The organism is Bacillus sp. RB3, from assembly GCF_030164735.1.
In the GTDB taxonomy this organism is placed as follows: Bacteria; Bacillota; Bacilli; order Bacillales; family Bacillaceae_G; genus Bacillus_A; species Bacillus_A cereus.
The window spans coordinates 43445-62919 of the sequence record NZ_JASNGE010000007.1; the positions used below are offsets into that span (position 1 = coordinate 43445).

Below are 19475 nucleotides of genomic sequence, written 5' to 3' on the forward strand. Positions count from 1 at the left end.
TATAATGGTGCAAAAGGTAAAGGAGAGAGTGAAAATTGAAGATATCTTAATGGCTCATAATTGCATGAAAGATATCGTTATTAAAACACCGTTACAACGTGATACAGTTTTATCTGAGAAATATGATTGTGACGTTTATGTAAAACGAGAAGATTTACAATTAATTCGCTCTTTCAAAATTCGTGGTGCATACAATTTGATTCAAAGTTTACCGAAAGAAAAGTTACAAAACGGTGTTGTTTGTGCAAGTGCTGGTAATCATGCGCAAGGAGTTGCTTATACATGTAATTTATTGAAGATTCCGTCGAAAATATTTATGCCCACAACAACACCGAAACAAAAAGTATCACAAGTACAATTTTTCGGTGGTGATTTCGCAGAGATTGTATTAGTTGGTGATACATTCGATAGCTCTTTCCAAGAAGCACAGTGTTATTGTGAAGAAAATAGAATGACATTTGTTCATCCGTTTGATGATCCGTATGTAGTTGCTGGTCAAGGGACAGTGGCAGTTGAAATTATGCATGATATGGAGAAACCGGTTGATTATATCTTTACGGCAATCGGCGGTGGTGGATTAGCATCAGGTGTTGGTACATATGTAAAAGGTGTTAGTCCTACTACAAAGGTTATTGGTGTAGAACCGATGGGAGCTGCCTCTATGAAAGAGGCTTTTCTTCAAAATGATAATGTCGCATTAGAGAAAATAGATAGTTTTGTTGATGGGGCAGCGGTTAAAAAGGTAGGAAAGTTAACTTTTGAAACTTGTAAAGATGTAATTGATGACATCGTTTTAGTACCAGAGGGGAAAGTTTGTACGACGATTTTAGAACTGTATAAGAAAAATGCGATTGTAGCTGAACCGGCTGGTGCACTCTCTATTGCAGCACTTGATTTATACAGGGATGAAATAAAAGGTAAAACAGTTGTATGTACGCTAAGTGGTGGAAATAATGACATTGATAGAATGCAAGAAATGAAAGAACGATCTCTCATTTACGAAGGGTTAAAGCATTATTTCATCATTGAATTCCCACAGCGTTCAGGCGCGTTAAGAGAATTTCTTGATAAAGGATTGGGGCCAGAAGATGATATTACTCGTTTTGAGTATATTAAGAAACATAATAAGGAAAATGGTCCAGCATTAGTCGGAGTAGAGTTAAAACATAAAGAAGATTATGAGCAATTAATTACTCGCTTTAAAGAAAATAATATTCAATTTATGGAGCTTAATAAAAACCCTGTTTTGTTTGATTTGCTTATTTAATAGAAGGGAAGAATAAGCATCTAAATAAAAAAGATAGATACAAGCGAGGAAATATAGTGCTTGTTCTATCTTTTTTATAGTTAAACTAGATACTCATTAAATTCAAGAAGAATAAAGCTAGTTAACCAAAAAAATATCGCAATGCGAATAATTACATACATAGTAAATTCAAAGGTAGTAAGTTTTCGTTCGCGTTTTATTTTTTTTAGAAATCTAACAGAAAAAACTGAACATAAAAGTAGAACGGCTATAGACATTTTATAAATATTTTCTAACAAACTTACATTTTCTAATAAGTTTTTCAGCATGTTTATCACCTATTCTGTAAAGTAGATTACAGAGAAATAGATCTTGAGCTGTCTAGTTTCGTTTATTTTTTATTTTCCCTGTATCATCAATTTCTACATCAGTTGAAATTGTTTGTAAATATTGAAGAGCTTTTTTCTTTTCTCCCTCATTTACAGGGGAAACTTGGTTGTTGCGAATGATATAAGGATTGAATGACATTTGGACATCCTTTCCTTTAAAAGTTAAAGTTAATACGCCAGTTTCGGCGCTTTTTCCATTCACATAACTTGGGAATAAAAAGTTACCTAATGAGTAAGCGATAGGAACTTTATTATAATACTCAAACCCTTGTAACCAATGTGGATGGCTTCCGACAATTGCGTTAGCTCCTGCTTCAACCATTTTAGGTACATATTGCTTTTGGTATTCTACCGGACGATTTGATTTTTCAACGCCCCAATGCATATAGACGATTAAATAGTCTGCATCTTTCTTTTGTTCTTTAATTGTTTTTGTTACAAGATTTAAATCATAGCCATTCGCAACGCCAGGTTTATTCTCACCAGCTACCCAATTAGAATCAGGCATAAATCGAACGAAGGAAAGAAATTTAAACTTTTTCCCTTTTACGGTCATTTCTCGTGCTGTATATGCATCTTTCGCATTTTTTCCGGCTCCAATGTAAGGGAACTTTAATTTTTCTACGTGAGAAATCGTATCTAATAATCCATCTTGCCCATAATCAAGTGTGTGGTTATTCCCGATATTTACGATGTCATATCCAGTGTTTTTAATAGCTTGTAGTGTAGATGGATCACTTTTAATCCAAAACAGTTGCCCAGGTGCTTTCTTTTCTTTCGTTGTAAATGCCGACTCTAAATTCACAAAAGAAATATCAGCTTTTTTTATTTCTTCTTTTACATGTTGGAATGGGTAATCAGCCCCATTCTTTTCGATTATAGGACGTAATTGCCAATCAAACATTGTATCACCAGAGAAGGTGAGTGTGATTTCTTGGTCTTCTATTTTCTTTTCGCTTTTTGAAGCGGTTTTACTAGATTTGTTTTGCAAATCGGGTTTGTCTTTTGCTTTTGAAATAAAAGAGTAATTGATTAATAAAACAATCGGTGTAATGAAAAAGGCTATTAACAAAAATCGTTTTAGTAAAGTTTTCATATATACCTTCCCTTTTAATATTATCCCGCAATTAAATTAACACTGAATCTATTAAAGGTAATTAAAGTTACAAAAAAATAGCGGGTTATGTAGTGGAAAACATTTGTTAATATTCTCAATATTAAGTTAACATATAGATAACCTGTAAATCAATGTATAAACCAAAATATAGAAATAAAGAATTCGAAGGGTGAAGAATGAGAAATGGTTATATTAGGAGCAGTTGTAAATGGGATTTGTATTATATTTGGTACTTTACTTGGTAAATTATTTAGTAGGATTCCAGAAAGTATGAAAGGGACGATAATGCACGCAATCGGTTTAGCGGTTACTGTGCTTGGGCTTCAAATGGCATTAAAAAGTGAAAACTTTCTTGTTGTCATACTGAGTTTAGTGATTGGTACGGTAATTGGAGAATGGTTACAATTAGAAGAAAAGTTAAAAAATTTAGGGGATTGGCTAGAAAATAAAGTTGGATCGAAGGGTAAAGGAAGCATATCAGAAGGTTTTGTAACAGCTACTTTAATTTTTGCAATTGGTGCGATGGGGATACTTGGTGCACTTGACAGTGGGATTCGCGGAAATCATAATATTTTATTTACCAAGGCAATTATCGATGGATTTATTTCTATTATATTAACGACAACTCTAGGAATTGGCGTAGTATTTTCGGCGATTCCAGTTGTTTTATATGAAGGTGGTATTGCAGTTTTTGCAACACAAATTAATAGTTTTGTCCCAAAAGAATTAATGAACCAATTTATAGTGGAGATGACGGCTACGGGCGGCATTATGATATCTGCTATCGGATTAAACTTACTCGGATTTATTAAAATTAAAGTGGCAAATTTACTTCCAGGTATATTAGTAGTGGGTGTAATTGTTTCAATTATTTATGGTTACGGTTTGTTAGTAAATTAGTAGAGGGTGGAAACACATATGGAGGAATTTCAATTTACAAAACGTGTGCATAAAATATTGGAGATTGCAGCAGAAGAGAGTGAGTATAACATAATTCACCCGGTCCATCTGTTTATAGGTATGTGTAAAGAAGGTACAGGAGTTTGCGCTGAGTTATATATGTATTTGTTTCATAAAGTCGGTCCAGATTTTTCAGAAAAACTTTCGTTACGAAAACGATTCGATTTACATAATCAAGAGTATAAAAAAATAGGGCAATATAAACTATCTTATAAGGCGATAGAAATTTTACAAATAGCGAAGAAACGTATGGAACGCTTTCAGCAAGTAGTAATCAATGAAGGACATATTATGTATGCGTTATTTCGTGTAGATACAGATATTGGCGAATTTATACATACACAAATGCAAGAAGATATATTACGTATTACAGCTGCACCGAGAGACTTAGCGGTTGATTTAAATAGTTTTAAACCTACTTATAACACATTATTTTGTCATGTAAGAAGAGCTAGTCCTTCTGATTTTGATAAGTTATCACGATTTGTGGCGGCTGAATTTTGTGAACGGTGGTTACAGTCGGTTGATTACGGATTTCGGACATATAATGAAAAGTTACCTATCTATATTGCACAGCAGGAGGAAGTAATAGTTGGTTTCGCCTGTTACGATGTAGTGAGAGGAAAGAAAGGATTGTTTGGTCCAATGGGCATAGCGAAACAAAATCGTGTGAAAGGTGTAGGAAAAGAATTATTGTATCATTGTTTATATAATATGAAGCAAGATGGATATGAATATGCGATTATTGGACAAGCAGGTCCCATTGAGTTTTACGAGAGAAATTGTAATGCTCGTTTAATACCGATAGATAATAAGTAACCAACTTCATATAGAGGAGTTGGTTTTATTATGAAAATGATGTAGAGATGTAGTGGTTTTTACTAGAAAATAGCGGGTTTTGTAGTAAATCTTGCATAAAAAGCAAATTACTAAACTTTTTACAAGAAAGGGTGTAGAATGGGTATCTAAAGAAAGAAGGTGTGAAAATGGCCAGCTGGAAACGAAATTTAATGATTTGTTGGCTAGGTTGTTTTACCACTGCAGCCGGTATGAGTTTAGTAATTCCTTTCTTATCTTTTTATATTGAGGAATTAGGAGTAACTGGCACTTCAAGTATTGCACAGTGGTCGGGACTTGCATTTGGTGTAACATTTTTAATGGGTGCGATCGTATCGCCAATATGGGGAAAGCTTGGTGATATACATGGACGGAAACTGATGCTTATTCGTGCTAGCCTCGGTATGGCGATTATTATGACGCTTATGGGGTTTGTAACGGATGTATATCAATTAGTCGCACTAAGATTTTTAATGGGAGCAGTATCTGGTTTCCTTTCAACCGCAATGACATTTATTGCAGCAGAAACTCCGAAAGAACATTCAGGTTGGGCAATTTCTACAATTTCAACTGGTGGCGTGAGCGGTTCTTTACTTGGTCCATTACTTGGTGGATATTTGTCTGAGTTAATTGGAATGCGTCATGTCTTTCTTGTTACAGGAGCTTTTTTATTCCTTTCCTTTCTCATCGTTTTTTTCTTCTTGCATGAAGAAAATCACTCTGCTCAAGCAAAAAAAACACAGCCGAAAAAAGTATGGACGATGGTCCCAGCGAAGCATTTAATTATTAGTTTATTTGTAACAACATTTATTATTCAACTTGCTAATATGTCAGTTCAACCAATTGTTACATTGTACGTGAAAAATTTAGTAGGTCCTCATACTGCACATATTGAAACAATTGCGGGAGCAGTTATGTCAGCAACAGGATTAGCCGTTATTTTGGCAGCACCAAGACTAGGAAGATTATCAGATCATATCGGTCCTCAAAAAACGTTAGTTGTAGCGTTATTTGCTGCAGGAATTATTTTTATCCCGCAAGCATTTGTAACCTCAGCTTGGCAACTATTAATTCTTCGATTTTTATTAGGTATCGCACAAGCAGGATTATTACCTTCCGTACAAACTCTACTAAAACAACATACACCAACCCATGTTACGGGACGGATATTTGGATATAATCAATCATTTCAGTTTTTAGGAAATATGATTGGTCCAGTGCTCGGGGGACAAATTGCAGCACATGCAGGCTTCCAATATGTTTTCCTCTCTACATCATCACTATTATTTATTGCGTGTATCTGGGTTTATTTTCATAATAAGAACGAAGAGGTATCAGAGAAACGACATTTGGAAGTTAGTTAACTAAGTGAATGAAAAAGAAAAAGGATGAAGCAGCATGTGCTTCATCCTTTTCTTTAAAATCGAAGACAAAGATAACTTAATGTACCAAGCTCGTAACTACGGTGAATGACTTCACCGCTATTTTCACCACTTCCCATAGCGATAAATAAAGGAACAAAATGTTCTGCTCTTGGTACTGCTAATTGTGCATGAGGAGCATTTTTCTCCCAATTAAACAATGCATCTTTATCGTTATGCTGCATATGTTTAATAATCCAATCATCAAATTCAATTGCCCATTTTTCAGGTGTAGTTTGATTCCATTTCAAAGCTCGTAAGTTATGGACGGTAACACCACTCCCGATTACTAAAATATCTTCTTGTCCGAGTCCTTTAAGTGCTTCTCCAATTTTAAATTGTTCTTTTGCAGAAAGGAATGGATTGACTGATATTTGCACGACAGGAATATTTGCTTCTGGATACATGCGGTGCAGGAGTGTCCATGAACCATGATCTAAACCTCTCGTCATATTATGATGGACTGAAATACCTTTGTTCTTAAATTTTGTTTCTAACATAGATGCAATGCTAGAAGAGCCTTTCGCACGATATTTGATTTCGTATAACTCAGGGGGAAAACCTCCAAAATCATAAATTGTTTCATACTCGTTATCTGATGAGGAAATCGTTAATACTTCACTTTCCCAGTGAGCAGTGAAAATAACAATTGCTTTCGGTTTATATGTTTCTCCAAGTGTTTTTAAAAATCGTGTATAGTCTGTATCTTGAATAGCGAGCATAGGCGAACCATGTGCTAAAAATAATGATGGCATCATAATAGTAGAAACCTCCTAAAAATTATATAGTTACTTTATGTAAGTAACTATATAATTTTATTTTAGGTTCGTCAAGAGATCAGTTTGAAAGCAAGTCTGAAAAATACATCATTTGTCATAATGAAAGCAATTACATATAATATAAAATAAGAAAAGTGAATGGATATTCATTTCTCTTAAAGGTATACATAATAGAGTTGGGAGCTGACGAAATGAATGTACAGGAAAGTTTCGTTACGGCATTGGATGGATCGGAAATTCATTTGCGTAAGTGGTTACCAGAAGGAGATCCGAGAGGAATTATTCAAATTGCACATGGCATGACAGAGCATGCAGGGGTGTATACAGAATTTGTGGATGCTTTATTGGAAGCAGGGTATGGTGTTTATGCGCATGATCATAAAGGACATGGGAAAACAGTAAAAAAAGAAGAAGATTATGGTCATTTTGAACCAAATATAGGGTGGAATCAAGTTGTATCGGATGTTATCTTTGTTTCAGAAAGGATAAAAGAAGAGCAGTCAAGTCCTTTGTTTTTACTTGGACATAGTATGGGTTCTTTTTTATCAAGACGTGCTGTACAACTTAGAGGCGAATTATATGATGGATTTCTGATTTCAGGAACAGGTGGAAATCCAGGGCTTTTAGGAGTTATTGGTCATAAAGTAGCAACAATCGAAATGAAGTTGCGCGGGGCAAAAACGAAAAGTCCAATGTTAAACTTTTTATCTTTCGGAAACTTCAATTCGAACTTTAAGCCAAATCGTACAAAATTTGATTGGTTATCTTCAGATAATAATCAAGTTGATAAATATATTGCGGATCCGTTATGTGGTTTCATTTGTACGACGAGTTTTTACCGAGAATTATTTTCTGGTGTATTAGAAGTAAATAAACTAGAAGAATACAAGAAGACGCCAAAGAATCTTCCAATACATATATTCTCTGGTGATCGTGATCCTGTTGGCGATATGGGGAAAGGTGTAAAAGAAGTATATGAAAACTATAAAAAATGTGGTGTGAAAGACGTGACACTACGTTTATATGAAAATGGTAGACATGAAATGTTTCATGAAGTAAATAAGGATGAAGTATTTAAAGATTTAATTTCGTGGTTAGATGCGCATAATAAATGAGAAAGATAATCCCAAACTGTTTGTAGTTTGGGATTATTTATTTTACAGAAATACGGGCAATAAATTCTTAAATTTACTTTACTTAATAAAAAATAAATCTTATTCTAGAGTCGTTAAAAAAATAAAGAAATATTGTACTACAAAAAACCTCACTTTTCTGAAGTGAGGTTTTTTGTAGTAACGAAGTAATAGTGAATAAAACTAATTTTAAAAATAATTTAAAATCAAACTATTTATAAAGAAACAGATGCCTGTTCATAATAGTAGTATAATAGTGAATGAGGTGTTAATAGAATGGAAGATAGAACATTAGGTTTATTACTAGATGTTGTTGGTGAATTATTTTCAGATGAAATTTCAATTGCTGTTTCGAATACGAAAGAATATATTTACTATCGGCCAAGTAAACGAATTGATTTAAAGATTAGCGCTGGGGATCCTATAAAGGAAGGAACGATTGCTCATAAAGCGATGGTGATGAATCAAAAAACATCTGAGTTTATGAATCGGGATGTTTTTGGTATTCCTTATCATGGAATGGCTGTACCATTTTCAAACAATGGAAAGCTTGAAGGGTGCGTAACGGCAATTTATCCAGCTTTAACGGATGGAAAGTCAGTCGTTACTTTAAAAACAACAGATGGCTGGATTCCAGTTCCTTTTTCAAAGGTTATGTATTTAGAGGCTAAAGATAAAAAGACGTATGTGAATTCAGAAGAGTTATCAGGAACACATAAATACTCTCTGCAAGAATTCGAATACTTGCTTCCTAAAGATTCATTTATTAGATGTCACCGTTCGTTTATTGTAAATGTTAATCATATTAAAGCGATTTATCCTGATACCCATTCTACTTTTGTACTTTCGATGGATAATGGTGAGAGAGTACCAGTTAGTCAATCATACGCTAGTTATTTCCGTAAGCTTCTAGGATTCTAAATTTTTCTGCTTTAGAATCTAGATTTGCTGTTCTGTCTGAATTTTCGTTATTGTATACTAAAATCCCTATTTTGATAGTGTAAATGTGTAAAATAATTATGAATATTCAATGAGAGAGGGATTACATATGGAGAATAATTTAGATAGAATCAGAGATCAACGTCTAAAAGATCGGGTAGTTACACCTGAAGAAGCAGCTTCCTGGATTCAAAGTGGAATGACTTTAGGCTTAAGTGGGTTTACACGAGCAGGTGATGTAAAAGCAGTCCCATTTGCGCTTGTAAACCGAGTTAAGAATGATGAATCTTTTAAAGTAAATGTTTATACTGGGGCTTCTTTAGGCTCGGATGTAGACAAATTATTTGCTGAGGCAGGAATTTTAGGGAAAAGATTACCTTTCCAAGCTGACGCGACGATGCGAAAAGGAATTAATAACGGAGACTTTTTATTTGTGGATCAACACTTATCTCATACAGCAGAGTTACTCCGCGCTGACGTTCTGGATATAGATTTCGCTATTTTGGAAGCGGTTGCGATTACAGAGGACGGAATGATTATTCCAACCACTTCAATTGGAAATTCCTTAGCGTTTTCCTTAAATGCTAAGTCTATTATTATTGAAATGAATATGGCTCAATCCACGCAATTAGAGGGACTACATGATCTATATGAACCAGGTAAACAAGGGGAGAGGCTTCCAATTCCGCTTGTGAAAACAGATGACCGAATTGGAACAATCGGTATTCCAATTGATCCTGAAAAAGTAAAGGGAATTGTGTTTACGAATCAATTGGATTCGCCATCGACAATTGTTCCTCCGGATGAAGAAACGGTCATTATGGCACAGCATTTAATAGAATTCCTTCGAGAAGAAGTTAAAATAGGGCGATTAACAAATCGTTTAGCGCCGTTACAATCAGGAATTGGTTCAGTTGCTAACGCAGTATTGCATGGAATGTTAGATTCAGAATTTGAAGGTTTAGAAGTGTATTCTGAAGTTTTACAAGATGCAGTTTTTGATCTTATGGATGCTGGAAAAGTCAATTTTGCTTCTTGTTGTTCTATCACGCTTTCTGAAGAGAAAATGCAACAAGTATTTTCTAACTTTGAAAAATATCGTGACAAATTAATGATGCGTCCGCAAGAGATTTCCAATCATCCTGAAATCATTCGTCGCCTTGGATTAATCTCAATTAATACTGCATTAGAATTAGATATATACGGAAATGTTAACTCTACTCACGTTTTAGGTACAAAAATGATGAATGGAATTGGTGGGTCTGGTGATTTTGCAAGAAATGCACGCCTAGCTATCTTTGTTACTAAATCGATTGCGAAAGGTGGTAACATTTCAAGTATTGTTCCTTTCGTTTCTCATGTAGACCATACTGAACATGATGTAGATGTTATTGTTACTGAACAGGGGTATGCCGACTTAAGGGGACTTGCGCCAAGAGAAAGAGTGGAACTTATTATTGAGAATTGCGCACATCCAATGTATCGTGATCAACTACGTGCTTATTACGAAGAAGCAAAAACAAGAGGTGGACAAACTCCTCATATTTTAGAAAAAGCTTTTTCTTGGCATACGAATTATGCTAAAAATGGAACAATGCTTGAAGCGGTAGTAGAAACTGTATAGGTTTGTATCGTACGAAATAGTAAAACGAATGAGTGAGTTTGAAGATTAAATTTTAGAAAAAGAGAACACCAACTTTTAGGGATGGTGTTCTTTTTCTTTAAAAAAATTGTACTGGTTATAATAAAGATTTATAAAAATAACCTCTAATTTATGAAAAAAAGGTTTTTTGAAGTGCTTTTCGAATCAATTTAGTAGTTTACATATCGAAGGTGAGGAGAAAGAATCATGAAGATAAGAGAAGCGTTATTAAGTGAAGCAAATGAATTAAGTGAATTCGCACTACAATCAAAAGCAACGTGGGATTATAGTGAAGAATTCATACTTGCTTGTAAGGAAGATTTAACAATTACAGAAGAATACATAAAAAATAATTTTGTATATGTTTTAGAAAACGATAATGCGAAGATTGGTTTTTTCTCATTTTTACGTAATGATAAAGCTCTCGATTTCTTGTACATTCATCCTGATTACAAAGGAAAAGGTTACGGGAAAATACTTTGGGAGTATGTAATAGAAAAAGCCAATGAACTAGGATTAAAAAGTTTTACGATTGATAGTGATCCGAATGCAAAAGGATATTACTTGAAAATGGGAGCACAGTTAATAGGAGAGACACCATCAACTGTCTTTAAGGATCGTTTACTGCCTCTTTTGAAATATGATGTGTAAAACTATTAATAGTAGGGGAAGATTAGAATGGATGATGTAAAGGAAAAAAGAATATATGAAGCACTAATAAAATCGTGGTCGATTGAAACGAGTTCAAAGTGGACAATTGAAAATCCAGCAAAGGGACAGTGTGGTGTAACGGCTTTAGTCGTTCAAGATATATGCGGAGGTGAAATCAAAAAGACAAAAATAGGGGAGGTGTGGCATTTTTATAACTTTATAGATGGGCAGAGGTTTGATTTTACAGAGGCTCAATTCAATGAAAACCCGAATTATTTGGATGTGGAATCAAATCGGGAAGAAGCATTTGCAGATACAAATGAAAAACAATATAGCATTTTGAAGGGAAAAATAACGAAAGAATTAAAATTATCTTTTGACTCTTAATCTTTAATAAGTTACTATAATGGTGGTAACTCATTAAAGGGAACTTCATAGAGTTGAAAGGGGAAATACTTTTGAAAACAACTTATGTAAACGCTACAATTGTAACGATGAATGAACAAAACGAAGTGATAGAAAATGGATATATCATTGTAGAAAATGATCAAATTATAGATGTAAAGAGCGGAGAATTCGCTAATGATTTTGAAGTAGATGAAGTAATTGACATGAAAGGAAAGTGGGTTTTACCAGGGCTTGTAAATACACATACACATGTTGTAATGAGTCTTTTAAGAGGTATTGGAGATGATATGTTATTACAGCCATGGCTTGAGACGAGAATTTGGCCACTGGAAAGTCAATTTACTCCCCAAATTGCGGTCGCTAGTACGGAATTAGGATTACTTGAGATGGTGAAAAGTGGTACAACATCATTCTCTGACATGTTTAATCCAATTGGAGTAGATCAAGACGCAATTATGGAAACGGTATCAAGGAGCGGGATGCGAGCTGCTGTTTCAAGGACTTTATTTAGCTTCGGAACGAAAGACGATGAAAAGAAAGCGATTGAAGAAGCTGAGAAATATGTGAAGCGTTACTATAACGAAAGTGGCATGTTAACTACGATGGTTGCACCACATAGTCCATATACATGTAGTACAGAATTGTTAGAAGAGTGCGCACGGATTGCAGTAGAGAATCAAACGATGGTTCATATCCACCTTTCTGAAACAGAGCGTGAAGTACGTGATATTGAAGCACAATATGGAAAACGTCCAGTAGAATATGCAGCGAGCTGCGGATTGTTTAAACGCCCAACAGTTATTGCACACGGTGTAGTATTAAATGACGATGAGCGTGCATTTTTAGCAGAGCATGATGTTCGAGTAGCTCATAATCCAAATAGTAATTTAAAACTAGGTTCTGGTATAGCGAATGTAAAAGCGATGCTAGAAGCAGGAATAAAAGTAGGAATTGCAACAGATAGTGTTGCATCTAACAATAATTTAGACATGTTTGAAGAAATGCGCATAGCGACTTTACTACAAAAAGGTATTCACCAAGATGCAACAGCTTTACCAGTTGAAACAGCTCTTACACTTGCGACTAAAGGGGCTGCTGAAGTAATCGGGATGAAACAAACAGGATCACTTGAGGTTGGAAAATGTGCTGATTTTATTACGATTGATCCATCTAATAAGCCGCATTTACAACCAGCAGATGAAGTGTTATCACATCTTGTGTATGCTGCTAGTGGAAAAGATATAAGCGATGTAATTATTAACGGAAAACGTGTCGTTTGGAATGGCGAATGTAAAACGTTAGATGAAGAGCGTATTATATTTGAAGCAAGTCGTTATAAACGAGGTTTGCAAAGATAGATAATTATGTGGCAGTTGAAAAAGCTATCCTTTTAAAGGATAGCTTTTTTCTTGAACGAATAAATATTCAAAAGAATGTCGCATCTTTCTGGTAGTATTTCTGCTATAATATATTACGCTTTATAATATTTTATATTGAAGGAGAACAACTCATGAAGCGAAAAAAGAGCCATTTAATGGTAATGGCACTTGTTACATCTTTATTGTTAACAGCTTGTAATAATAAAGGGAATAAAAGTGATACAGAGGTTAAAAAACAAGTGTTAAATGTAACAGTATCAGAAGAAATTCCTTCTCTGGACACTGCTAAAACAATGGATGGTACATCATCACACGTTATGCAGAATATATTTGAAGGGTTATATGTATTAAATGATCAAGATCAGCCTATTCCAGCAGTCGCAAGATCGTTTAAAAGAAGTGAAGATGGTAAGAAATATACATTTGACTTGCGTAAAGATGCAAAATGGTCAAATGGGGATAATGTAACAGCAAATGATTTTATATTTGCATGGAAACGTGCAATTAATCCTGAAACAGCATCTCAATATGCATACATGCTCTTTTATGTGAAAAATGCGAAAGAGATTAATAAGGGAACAATGCCTCTTGATGCACTTGGGGTTAAAGCAATAAATAATTATACGTTAGAAGTTGAACTCGAACAGCCGGTTCCGTATTTTTTACAGCTGTTAGCACTACCTATATACTTACCACAGCATGAATCATTTTTGAAAGAACAAGAAAACAATTATGCATTGGAACCTAGTAATCTCATATATAACGGTCCATTTGTATTAGAAAAATGGAAGCATGAACAAGAGTTTCAATTAAAGAAGAATGCTACATATTGGGATCAAAAGAAAGTGAAATTAGACGAAATAAACTTTCATATCGTAAAGGATACAATGACAGCTGTAAATTTATATGAAGCCGGAGATTTGGATCGAGTACCTATTAATTCGCAAATTGTAGACAAGTATAGAGGGAATAAGGAATTACATATGTCGAGTGATCCTGGAATTGCCATGCTTCGTTTTAATGAAAAAAATACCGCGTTAGCAAATAAAAAAGTGCGTCAATCTATTTCATTAGCGTTAAATAAAGATGATTTTGTTGCTCACTTTATTAATAACGGAGCAAAACCTGCAAGCGGGCTTGTACCAGTTGGTCATGTAAATGAAGTGACCGGTAAAGATTTTAGAAAAGAAAACGGAGATCTTTCTTCATATGATTTGCAAAATGCGCAAAAGATTTGGAAAGAAGCGAAAAAAGAGCTTGAAGTAGAGCAAGTAAACCTCGAGTTTTTAACGTTTGAACAAGATAATGCAAAACGGATGGCAGAATATATAAAAGGTGATTTAGAAAAGAATTTGCAAGGAATCGCGATACAAATTAAACAACAGCCATTTAAGCAAAAATTACAGTTAGAACAAACAGGTGATTACGATATAACTATGGCAAATTGGGGACCTGACTATAAAGACCCAATTAGTTATTTAGAGTTATTTACGACAGGGAATCCGAATAATAAAATGAATTATTCTAATGTTCATTACGATGAATTAATAAAGAAAGCGAAAACGGATTTTGTACTAGATACGGAAAACCGATGGGAAGCGTTGCGAGAAGCCGAGCAGGTATTATTAGAAGATGCTGCGGTAGCGCCGCTTTATCATATTGGCTCAGCGTATGTACAAAAGGATTATGTAAAAGGAATTGAAAAGCATCAATTTGGTGGTATTTATACTTATAAGAATGCTTATATTGCTAATGAATAAATACAAAAAACCTTACTTTTTAAAAGTAAGGTTTTTTACACATGAATTCTATTAAACCGATTTTAATAAAGCGTAAAAATTCGTATCATATGGGACATCATCTTGATACATATAATTTTTTAGAACGCCTTCTTTTTCAAAGCCTAATTTTAATAGTACTTTATTGGAAGCTTCATTTTCAAGAAATACAATTGCTCCAATCCGCTTTAAATGAATCGTATGGAAACCGTATGATATAACCTCAGAAACAGCTTCAGTCGCATATCCTTTTCCCCAGTGTTCAGGCAAAAAGGCATAACTTATATTGGCTCGTTTATGCTCAGAAGACCAATCGTGAAAACCAATGGTACCGATGAGTTCTTTCGTGTCTTTTAATTTGATTCCCCATTTTATACCGCTTCTTGCATTGTAACTCAACTTAAAATTATGAATGATTTGTTTCACTTGATCAACATCTTGTAACGGTTTTTGGCCATAATAGCGCAGTACATTAGTATTAGAAAAGCATTGTAGTATACGCGGTGCATCTTCTTCGGTAAGTTCTCTTAAAATGAGTCGGTCTGTTTTCAATATAGGAAACATGCTTTCACTCCATTTCTTTTGAAACTAGAATGTGTTGTTATTATATAATCTAGTCTGAAAATAAAGATTATTCAAGAGGGGAGTATGGTTTTAATTTATGATAAAATTGATTGTGGAATATATTTCAAAAAGAGGTTTGTATATGGAGAAAAATTCAATTTTAATTGTAGATGATGATCAAGATATTGTTCAATTTATAAAAGTGAATCTAATGCAAGAAGGTTTTAAAGTTTTTAGTGCTCATAACGGAGAAGAGGCTTTAGAAATAATAAATAATAACAGTATTCAACTTGCTATTTTGGATATTATGATGCCACAAATGGATGGGATAGAATTGTGTAGAAGGATTAGAGAGAAACATAGTTTACCAATTATGTTTTTAAGCGCGAAATCATCGGATGTCGATAAGGTAATTGGATTTAGTACTGGGGCAGATGATTATATTGTGAAGCCGTTCAGTACAATTGAATTTATCGCAAGAGTGAAAGCTCAATTAAGAAGGTATACATATTTCAACCAAAATGCTGTCCAAGTAATGGAAAAGAAAATAAATATTAGAGGTTTAGAAATAGATGAAGTGTCGAGAACTGTAATGTTATATGGAGAAACAATGAATCTTACGAAAACTGAATATGATATTTTACACTTAATGGCAGCCGCAAGGAATCGTGTGTTTACAATTGAAGAAATATATGAGAGCGTTTGGAACGAAAGAGCCTATGAAAGTAATAATACAGTAATGGTTCATATTGCAAGATTGAGAAATAAAATTGAAGAGAATCCAAAAGAACCGAAGTTTATACAAAATGTTTGGGGAGTCGGATATAAAATTGAAGATTAGATCTTTACAGGGTATTAGGGCGAAATTTTTTTTAGCTTTCATATGTAGCATCTTGTTAGCGACTGTAAGTATAATAGTGCTTCAAATTTTAGTTGGAAATATATATAGTCATGTTAATGCGTTAGAGGAAAAATATTCATTTTTATACTTTATAGTTTTTTTGATTTTTACTACGACATACTTTGCATGTATGACAAAAACAATGATGAAAAGATTGTCTGAAATTAATAAGAACGTGAAGGAAATAAGTAATGGTAATTTTGAAGTACATATACCTATTTCAAAAAATGACGAGATTGGTGAATTAGCGACGAATGTAAATAGAATGGCCAAAAGTTTAAAAGAGTCTATCGAGAATGAAAAAAAATCACAGGAAATGAAAAATGAAATGATTAGTAATATTTCTCATGATTTACGAACGCCAGTAACATCTTTAATCGGTTATGCGGACCTGTTAGGAAATAAACTCCATTCGAATGGAGAAGAATGTGAACAGTATGTAAGTATATTAAAGCGAAAAAGTTATGAATTAAAACATCAAGTAGATGATTTATTAGAATACTGTCAAATAAATTATAGAGAGATTGAATTACATAAAGATGAAGTAGATATGAAAGCATTAATTGAACAAATCATGATTGGCTTTGTACCACAATTAGATGATGCTAATATGAGCTTTTATATTAAAAGTGATGAAGTGCTGTATGTAGAAGTTGATGTGGCACTTATAGTGAGACTATTTGAAAATATAATAGGTAATAGTATTATGTATGGAAAAGATGGAAAGGAAATTGTAATTGGAATTTCCAATAAAACAATGAATGTTGAAGTAGAAATTAAAAATTTTGGACAATGTATTCCGGAAGAGGACCTTCCTTACGTTTTTGAGAAATTTTATCGTAGTGAAAAATCACGTAGTTCTTATACTGGTGGGAAAGGAATGGGGCTTGCAATTTCAAAAAGTATAGCCGAGCTCCATCAAGGGGATCTAACTGTACGTAGTAACGATAAAGAAACAGTTTTCACTGTGAAATTACCGCAGTATAAAAAAGTAAGAAAGTCGTAAGTATTTCTTTTATATGTCGTAATTTTTACTTTGTATCATTGAGAAAAAGGATATGAGAGTAGGGATGCGACATGTGGAAGAAATTTTTATTAGTGATTATAGTTTCTTTTTTAATTATAAGTTGGATCTTAGTTTATGTAGCTAATGGTGTTACATCAGTTTTTGTTTGGTGGAGTATTCAGGCTTTTAGTTTTATTTCAGTTTTCCTCTTGGTAGGATTAGTAATAATATTTTTTTGGAAAGGCATTTTTAGAAAGCGGATAGATAGAACGCTATTTTTAATCATTCTGTTTTCTATCATTGGAGCTTGGCCTGTCGGTTGGTTTGCTAATATAGGTAGAATTGCTTACCCAGCAGATATACAATCTATGAGTCCTAAAGCAGTAGTTCGTGTTCCTTTGAATGAACGAGCATTAATAGGCTGGGGCGGTGATCAGTTAGAAACGAACTATCATGTTATAAAGCCAAATGAAAGGTGGGCATATGATATCCTCATTCCACCTGCTGAAGTGAAAAGTAGTAAGTTAGAGGATTACGGAATATATGGAGCGAAAGTAATGGCACCAGCTTCTGGGACGGTTGTATCAATCAATAATGATGAAAAAGATTTAATTCCCGGATTGGATGATTTTCAGTCAATGGCAGGGAATTACATATATTTACGGATAGATGAAACAGAGACATTTTTGATTCTTGCCCACTTAAAGAAAGGGTCCATTAAAGTTAGAGAAGGACAACGTGTAAATGAAGGAGAATTTCTTGCTCAAGTCGGTAACTCAGGAAGTTCAAGTGAGCCACATTTACATATCCATCATCAAAGGCAAAATCCGTCCAAGGTAAGTATGTTTTTTGCGGAAGGATTGCCACTTTACTTTCGAACTGAAAATGGTGTCATGATGCCGGAAAGAGGGACATACATAAGTGGTAACTAGAAGAAAATCATTTCATCCAAAAAGGGTATTCCAAATTAAAATTGGAATACCCTTTTTCATTATCCTACAAATGTTTGATACAGTAAGAAGATATTTAAAATGATAACGAGTGCTGCAATTATCCAAGCGATAAATGTTGTTATACGGTGGTTAACGAGTGCACCCATAATCTTTTTGTTACTTGTAAACATAATAAGTGGTACTAGCGCAAATGCAATACCGAATGATAAGACGACTTGGCTCATGACTAGAGCGTAAGTTGGATTTACACCTAAAGCGATAATAACTAATGGTGGAATCATTGTAATAAATCGGCGTAAGTATAACGGAATATGCATGCGAATGAAACCTTGCATAATAATATCACCCGACATTGTACCGACAGAAGAGCTAGATAGTCCTGCTGATAAAAGTCCAATTCCAAATAATGCAGCTGATACAGGACCTACTAAATTGGTAAATTGAGTGTAAGCAACATCTAAATCTTCAACGTGCAAGCCGTTTTTAAAGAATAGTGCAGCTGCTACAATTAACATACTTGCATTAATTGCTCCAGCAATAACCATTGCAATAATAATATCGATAAATTCGAAACGAAAAATCTTTTTCTTTTGTTCGTCATTTGTGCCGACCACGCGGCGTTGTGTTAAGGCAGAATGCAAGTATATTGCATGCGGCATAACTGTTGCACCTAAAATCCCTGCTGCAAGTAATATACTGTCTACACCTTGGAATTTTGGAATAAATAGTCCTGAAAGAAGGGGACTTAATTCTGGTTTTGCATAAAAAACTTGAATCCCAAAAGCGATTACTACAATGAAAATCATTCCTGTAATAATAGCTTCTAGTGGACGAAATCCTCTACGTTGAAACTCAAGAATAATAAATGATCCGGCTGCAGTAATTAAAGCGGCAGGTAGCATCGGGATTCCAAATAGTAAGTAAAGCCCCAAAGCAGCTCCAATAAATTCCGCTAAATCTGTAGCCATAATAACTAGTTCACCTTGTATCCATAAGCCGATAGACACAGGCTTTGGAAAGTTTTCACGAGCTATTTCGGGTAAATTGTTTCCTGTAGCAATTCCTAATTTAGCTGATAAAGTTTGGATTAATACAGCCATTAAGTTAGAAGCGAGTATAACCCATAATAGTAAATATCCATATTGTGAACCAGCTGCGATATTTGTAGCAAAGTTGCCAGGATCAATATAAGCAACGGACGCGATAAAAGCGGGTCCTAAAAATGGTAACAGTCTTTTCCAGCCTTTTGTTTCTCCACTTAAAGCTAAGTGAGCTGATTGTACAGTTGTACTTTCAGAAGGGAGATTTTCATCTTTTGTTATATCTTTATTCATAGTAGTTTTCCCCTTTAAAATGTTAACTTGATGAAATT

The 19475-nt window shown here is 34.2% G+C and carries 19 protein-coding genes; 14 read left to right on the forward strand and 5 right to left on the reverse strand.

Annotated elements, in window-relative coordinates; all coding sequences use genetic code 11:
* Positions 1 to 4: 4 nt before the first annotated feature.
* Complete coding sequence (gene ilvA / locus QO049_RS11690; protein WP_000250323.1) at positions 5 to 1267, forward strand: threonine ammonia-lyase IlvA; 1263 nt, start codon at positions 5 to 7, stop codon at positions 1265 to 1267.
* Between the two features lie 80 nt (positions 1268 to 1347).
* Here ilvA and QO049_RS11695 read toward each other — a convergent pair whose 3' ends face one another.
* Together QO049_RS11695 and QO049_RS11700 are read right to left on the reverse strand one after the other, a co-directional pair.
* A complete protein-coding gene (locus QO049_RS11695; protein ID WP_000916802.1) occupies positions 1348 to 1575 on the reverse strand; it encodes a hypothetical protein in 228 nt (75 codons plus the stop codon).
* Between the two features lie 52 nt (positions 1576 to 1627).
* On the reverse strand, positions 1628 to 2731 hold the full coding sequence (locus QO049_RS11700) for a CapA family protein (protein WP_000854536.1): 1104 nt from the start codon (positions 2729 to 2731) through the stop codon (positions 1628 to 1630).
* Positions 2732 to 2935: 204 nt separating this feature from the next.
* On the opposite strand from QO049_RS11700, the gene QO049_RS11705 reads away from it, so the two are divergent.
* From QO049_RS11705 to QO049_RS11715, 3 genes are all read left to right on the forward strand, one after another.
* Entirely contained in the window at positions 2936 to 3652 is a 717-nt protein-coding gene (locus QO049_RS11705) for a DUF554 domain-containing protein (RefSeq protein WP_246962535.1), read from the forward strand.
* Positions 3653 to 3670: 18 nt separating this feature from the next.
* Entirely contained in the window at positions 3671 to 4531 is an 861-nt protein-coding gene (locus tag QO049_RS11710) for a GNAT family N-acetyltransferase (protein WP_000390847.1), read from the forward strand.
* A 167-nt stretch (positions 4532 to 4698) separates the two neighbouring features.
* A complete protein-coding gene (locus QO049_RS11715; protein WP_000179303.1) occupies positions 4699 to 5913 on the forward strand; it encodes a multidrug efflux MFS transporter in 1215 nt (404 codons plus the stop codon).
* Positions 5914 to 5966: 53 nt separating this feature from the next.
* Here the strand turns inward: QO049_RS11715 and QO049_RS11720 are convergent, their stop codons facing one another.
* The gene (locus tag QO049_RS11720) at positions 5967 to 6728 is read right to left on the reverse strand and encodes a DODA-type extradiol aromatic ring-opening family dioxygenase (RefSeq protein WP_144501885.1); all 762 of its coding nucleotides are present in this window, start codon (positions 6726 to 6728) and stop codon (positions 5967 to 5969) included.
* Between the two features lie 212 nt (positions 6729 to 6940).
* On the opposite strand from QO049_RS11720, the gene QO049_RS11725 reads away from it, so the two are divergent.
* From QO049_RS11725 to QO049_RS11755, 7 genes are all read left to right on the forward strand, one after another.
* Positions 6941 to 7864, forward strand: a complete 924-nt coding sequence (locus QO049_RS11725; RefSeq protein WP_144501884.1) for an alpha/beta hydrolase — start codon at positions 6941 to 6943, stop codon at positions 7862 to 7864.
* Positions 7865 to 8158: 294 nt separating this feature from the next.
* On the forward strand, positions 8159 to 8803 hold the full coding sequence (locus QO049_RS11730) for a LytTR family DNA-binding domain-containing protein (protein ID WP_000390207.1): 645 nt from the start codon (positions 8159 to 8161) through the stop codon (positions 8801 to 8803).
* A 127-nt stretch (positions 8804 to 8930) separates the two neighbouring features.
* Positions 8931 to 10445 carry an acetyl-CoA hydrolase/transferase family protein gene (locus QO049_RS11735; RefSeq protein WP_047385915.1) on the forward strand — a complete coding sequence of 505 codons (1515 nt, stop codon included), beginning with the start codon at positions 8931 to 8933 and terminating at the stop codon, positions 10443 to 10445.
* A 225-nt stretch (positions 10446 to 10670) separates the two neighbouring features.
* A complete protein-coding gene (locus QO049_RS11740; RefSeq protein WP_000701893.1) occupies positions 10671 to 11114 on the forward strand; it encodes a GNAT family N-acetyltransferase in 444 nt (147 codons plus the stop codon).
* A gap of 27 nt (positions 11115 to 11141) precedes the next feature.
* Complete coding sequence (locus tag QO049_RS11745; RefSeq protein WP_000342903.1) at positions 11142 to 11501, forward strand: YunG family protein; 360 nt, start codon at positions 11142 to 11144, stop codon at positions 11499 to 11501.
* A 53-nt stretch (positions 11502 to 11554) separates the two neighbouring features.
* On the forward strand, positions 11555 to 12880 hold the full coding sequence (locus QO049_RS11750) for a bifunctional S-methyl-5'-thioadenosine deaminase/S-adenosylhomocysteine deaminase (protein ID WP_001999581.1): 1326 nt from the start codon (positions 11555 to 11557) through the stop codon (positions 12878 to 12880).
* A gap of 152 nt (positions 12881 to 13032) precedes the next feature.
* On the forward strand, positions 13033 to 14661 hold the full coding sequence (locus tag QO049_RS11755; RefSeq protein ID WP_246962539.1) for a peptide ABC transporter substrate-binding protein: 1629 nt from the start codon (positions 13033 to 13035) through the stop codon (positions 14659 to 14661).
* Between the two features lie 51 nt (positions 14662 to 14712).
* Here the strand turns inward: QO049_RS11755 and QO049_RS11760 are convergent, their stop codons facing one another.
* On the reverse strand, positions 14713 to 15243 hold the full coding sequence (locus QO049_RS11760) for a GNAT family N-acetyltransferase (RefSeq protein WP_144501882.1): 531 nt from the start codon (positions 15241 to 15243) through the stop codon (positions 14713 to 14715).
* Positions 15244 to 15385: 142 nt separating this feature from the next.
* Here QO049_RS11760 and QO049_RS11765 point away from each other — a divergent pair, with 142 nt between their 5' ends.
* The 3 genes from QO049_RS11765 (at position 15386) to QO049_RS11775 (ending at position 18082) form a co-directional block, all read left to right on the forward strand.
* Positions 15386 to 16084: a response regulator transcription factor gene (locus tag QO049_RS11765; RefSeq protein WP_000414526.1), complete on the forward strand. Its 699-nt coding sequence runs from the start codon at positions 15386 to 15388 to the stop codon at positions 16082 to 16084.
* Positions 16050 to 17150, forward strand: coding sequence for a HAMP domain-containing sensor histidine kinase (locus QO049_RS11770; RefSeq protein ID WP_144501881.1), 1101 nt, complete (start codon positions 16050 to 16052; stop codon positions 17148 to 17150). The genes QO049_RS11765 and QO049_RS11770 overlap by 35 nt, the downstream gene beginning before the upstream one ends.
* Before the next feature lie 71 nt (positions 17151 to 17221).
* Entirely contained in the window at positions 17222 to 18082 is an 861-nt protein-coding gene (locus tag QO049_RS11775; protein WP_144501880.1) for a M23 family metallopeptidase, read from the forward strand.
* Positions 18083 to 18141: 59 nt separating this feature from the next.
* Here the strand turns inward: QO049_RS11775 and QO049_RS11780 are convergent, their stop codons facing one another.
* Complete coding sequence (locus QO049_RS11780) at positions 18142 to 19437, reverse strand: Nramp family divalent metal transporter (RefSeq protein ID WP_069605017.1); 1296 nt, start codon at positions 19435 to 19437, stop codon at positions 18142 to 18144.
* Between the last annotated feature and the right edge of the window lie 38 nt (positions 19438 to 19475).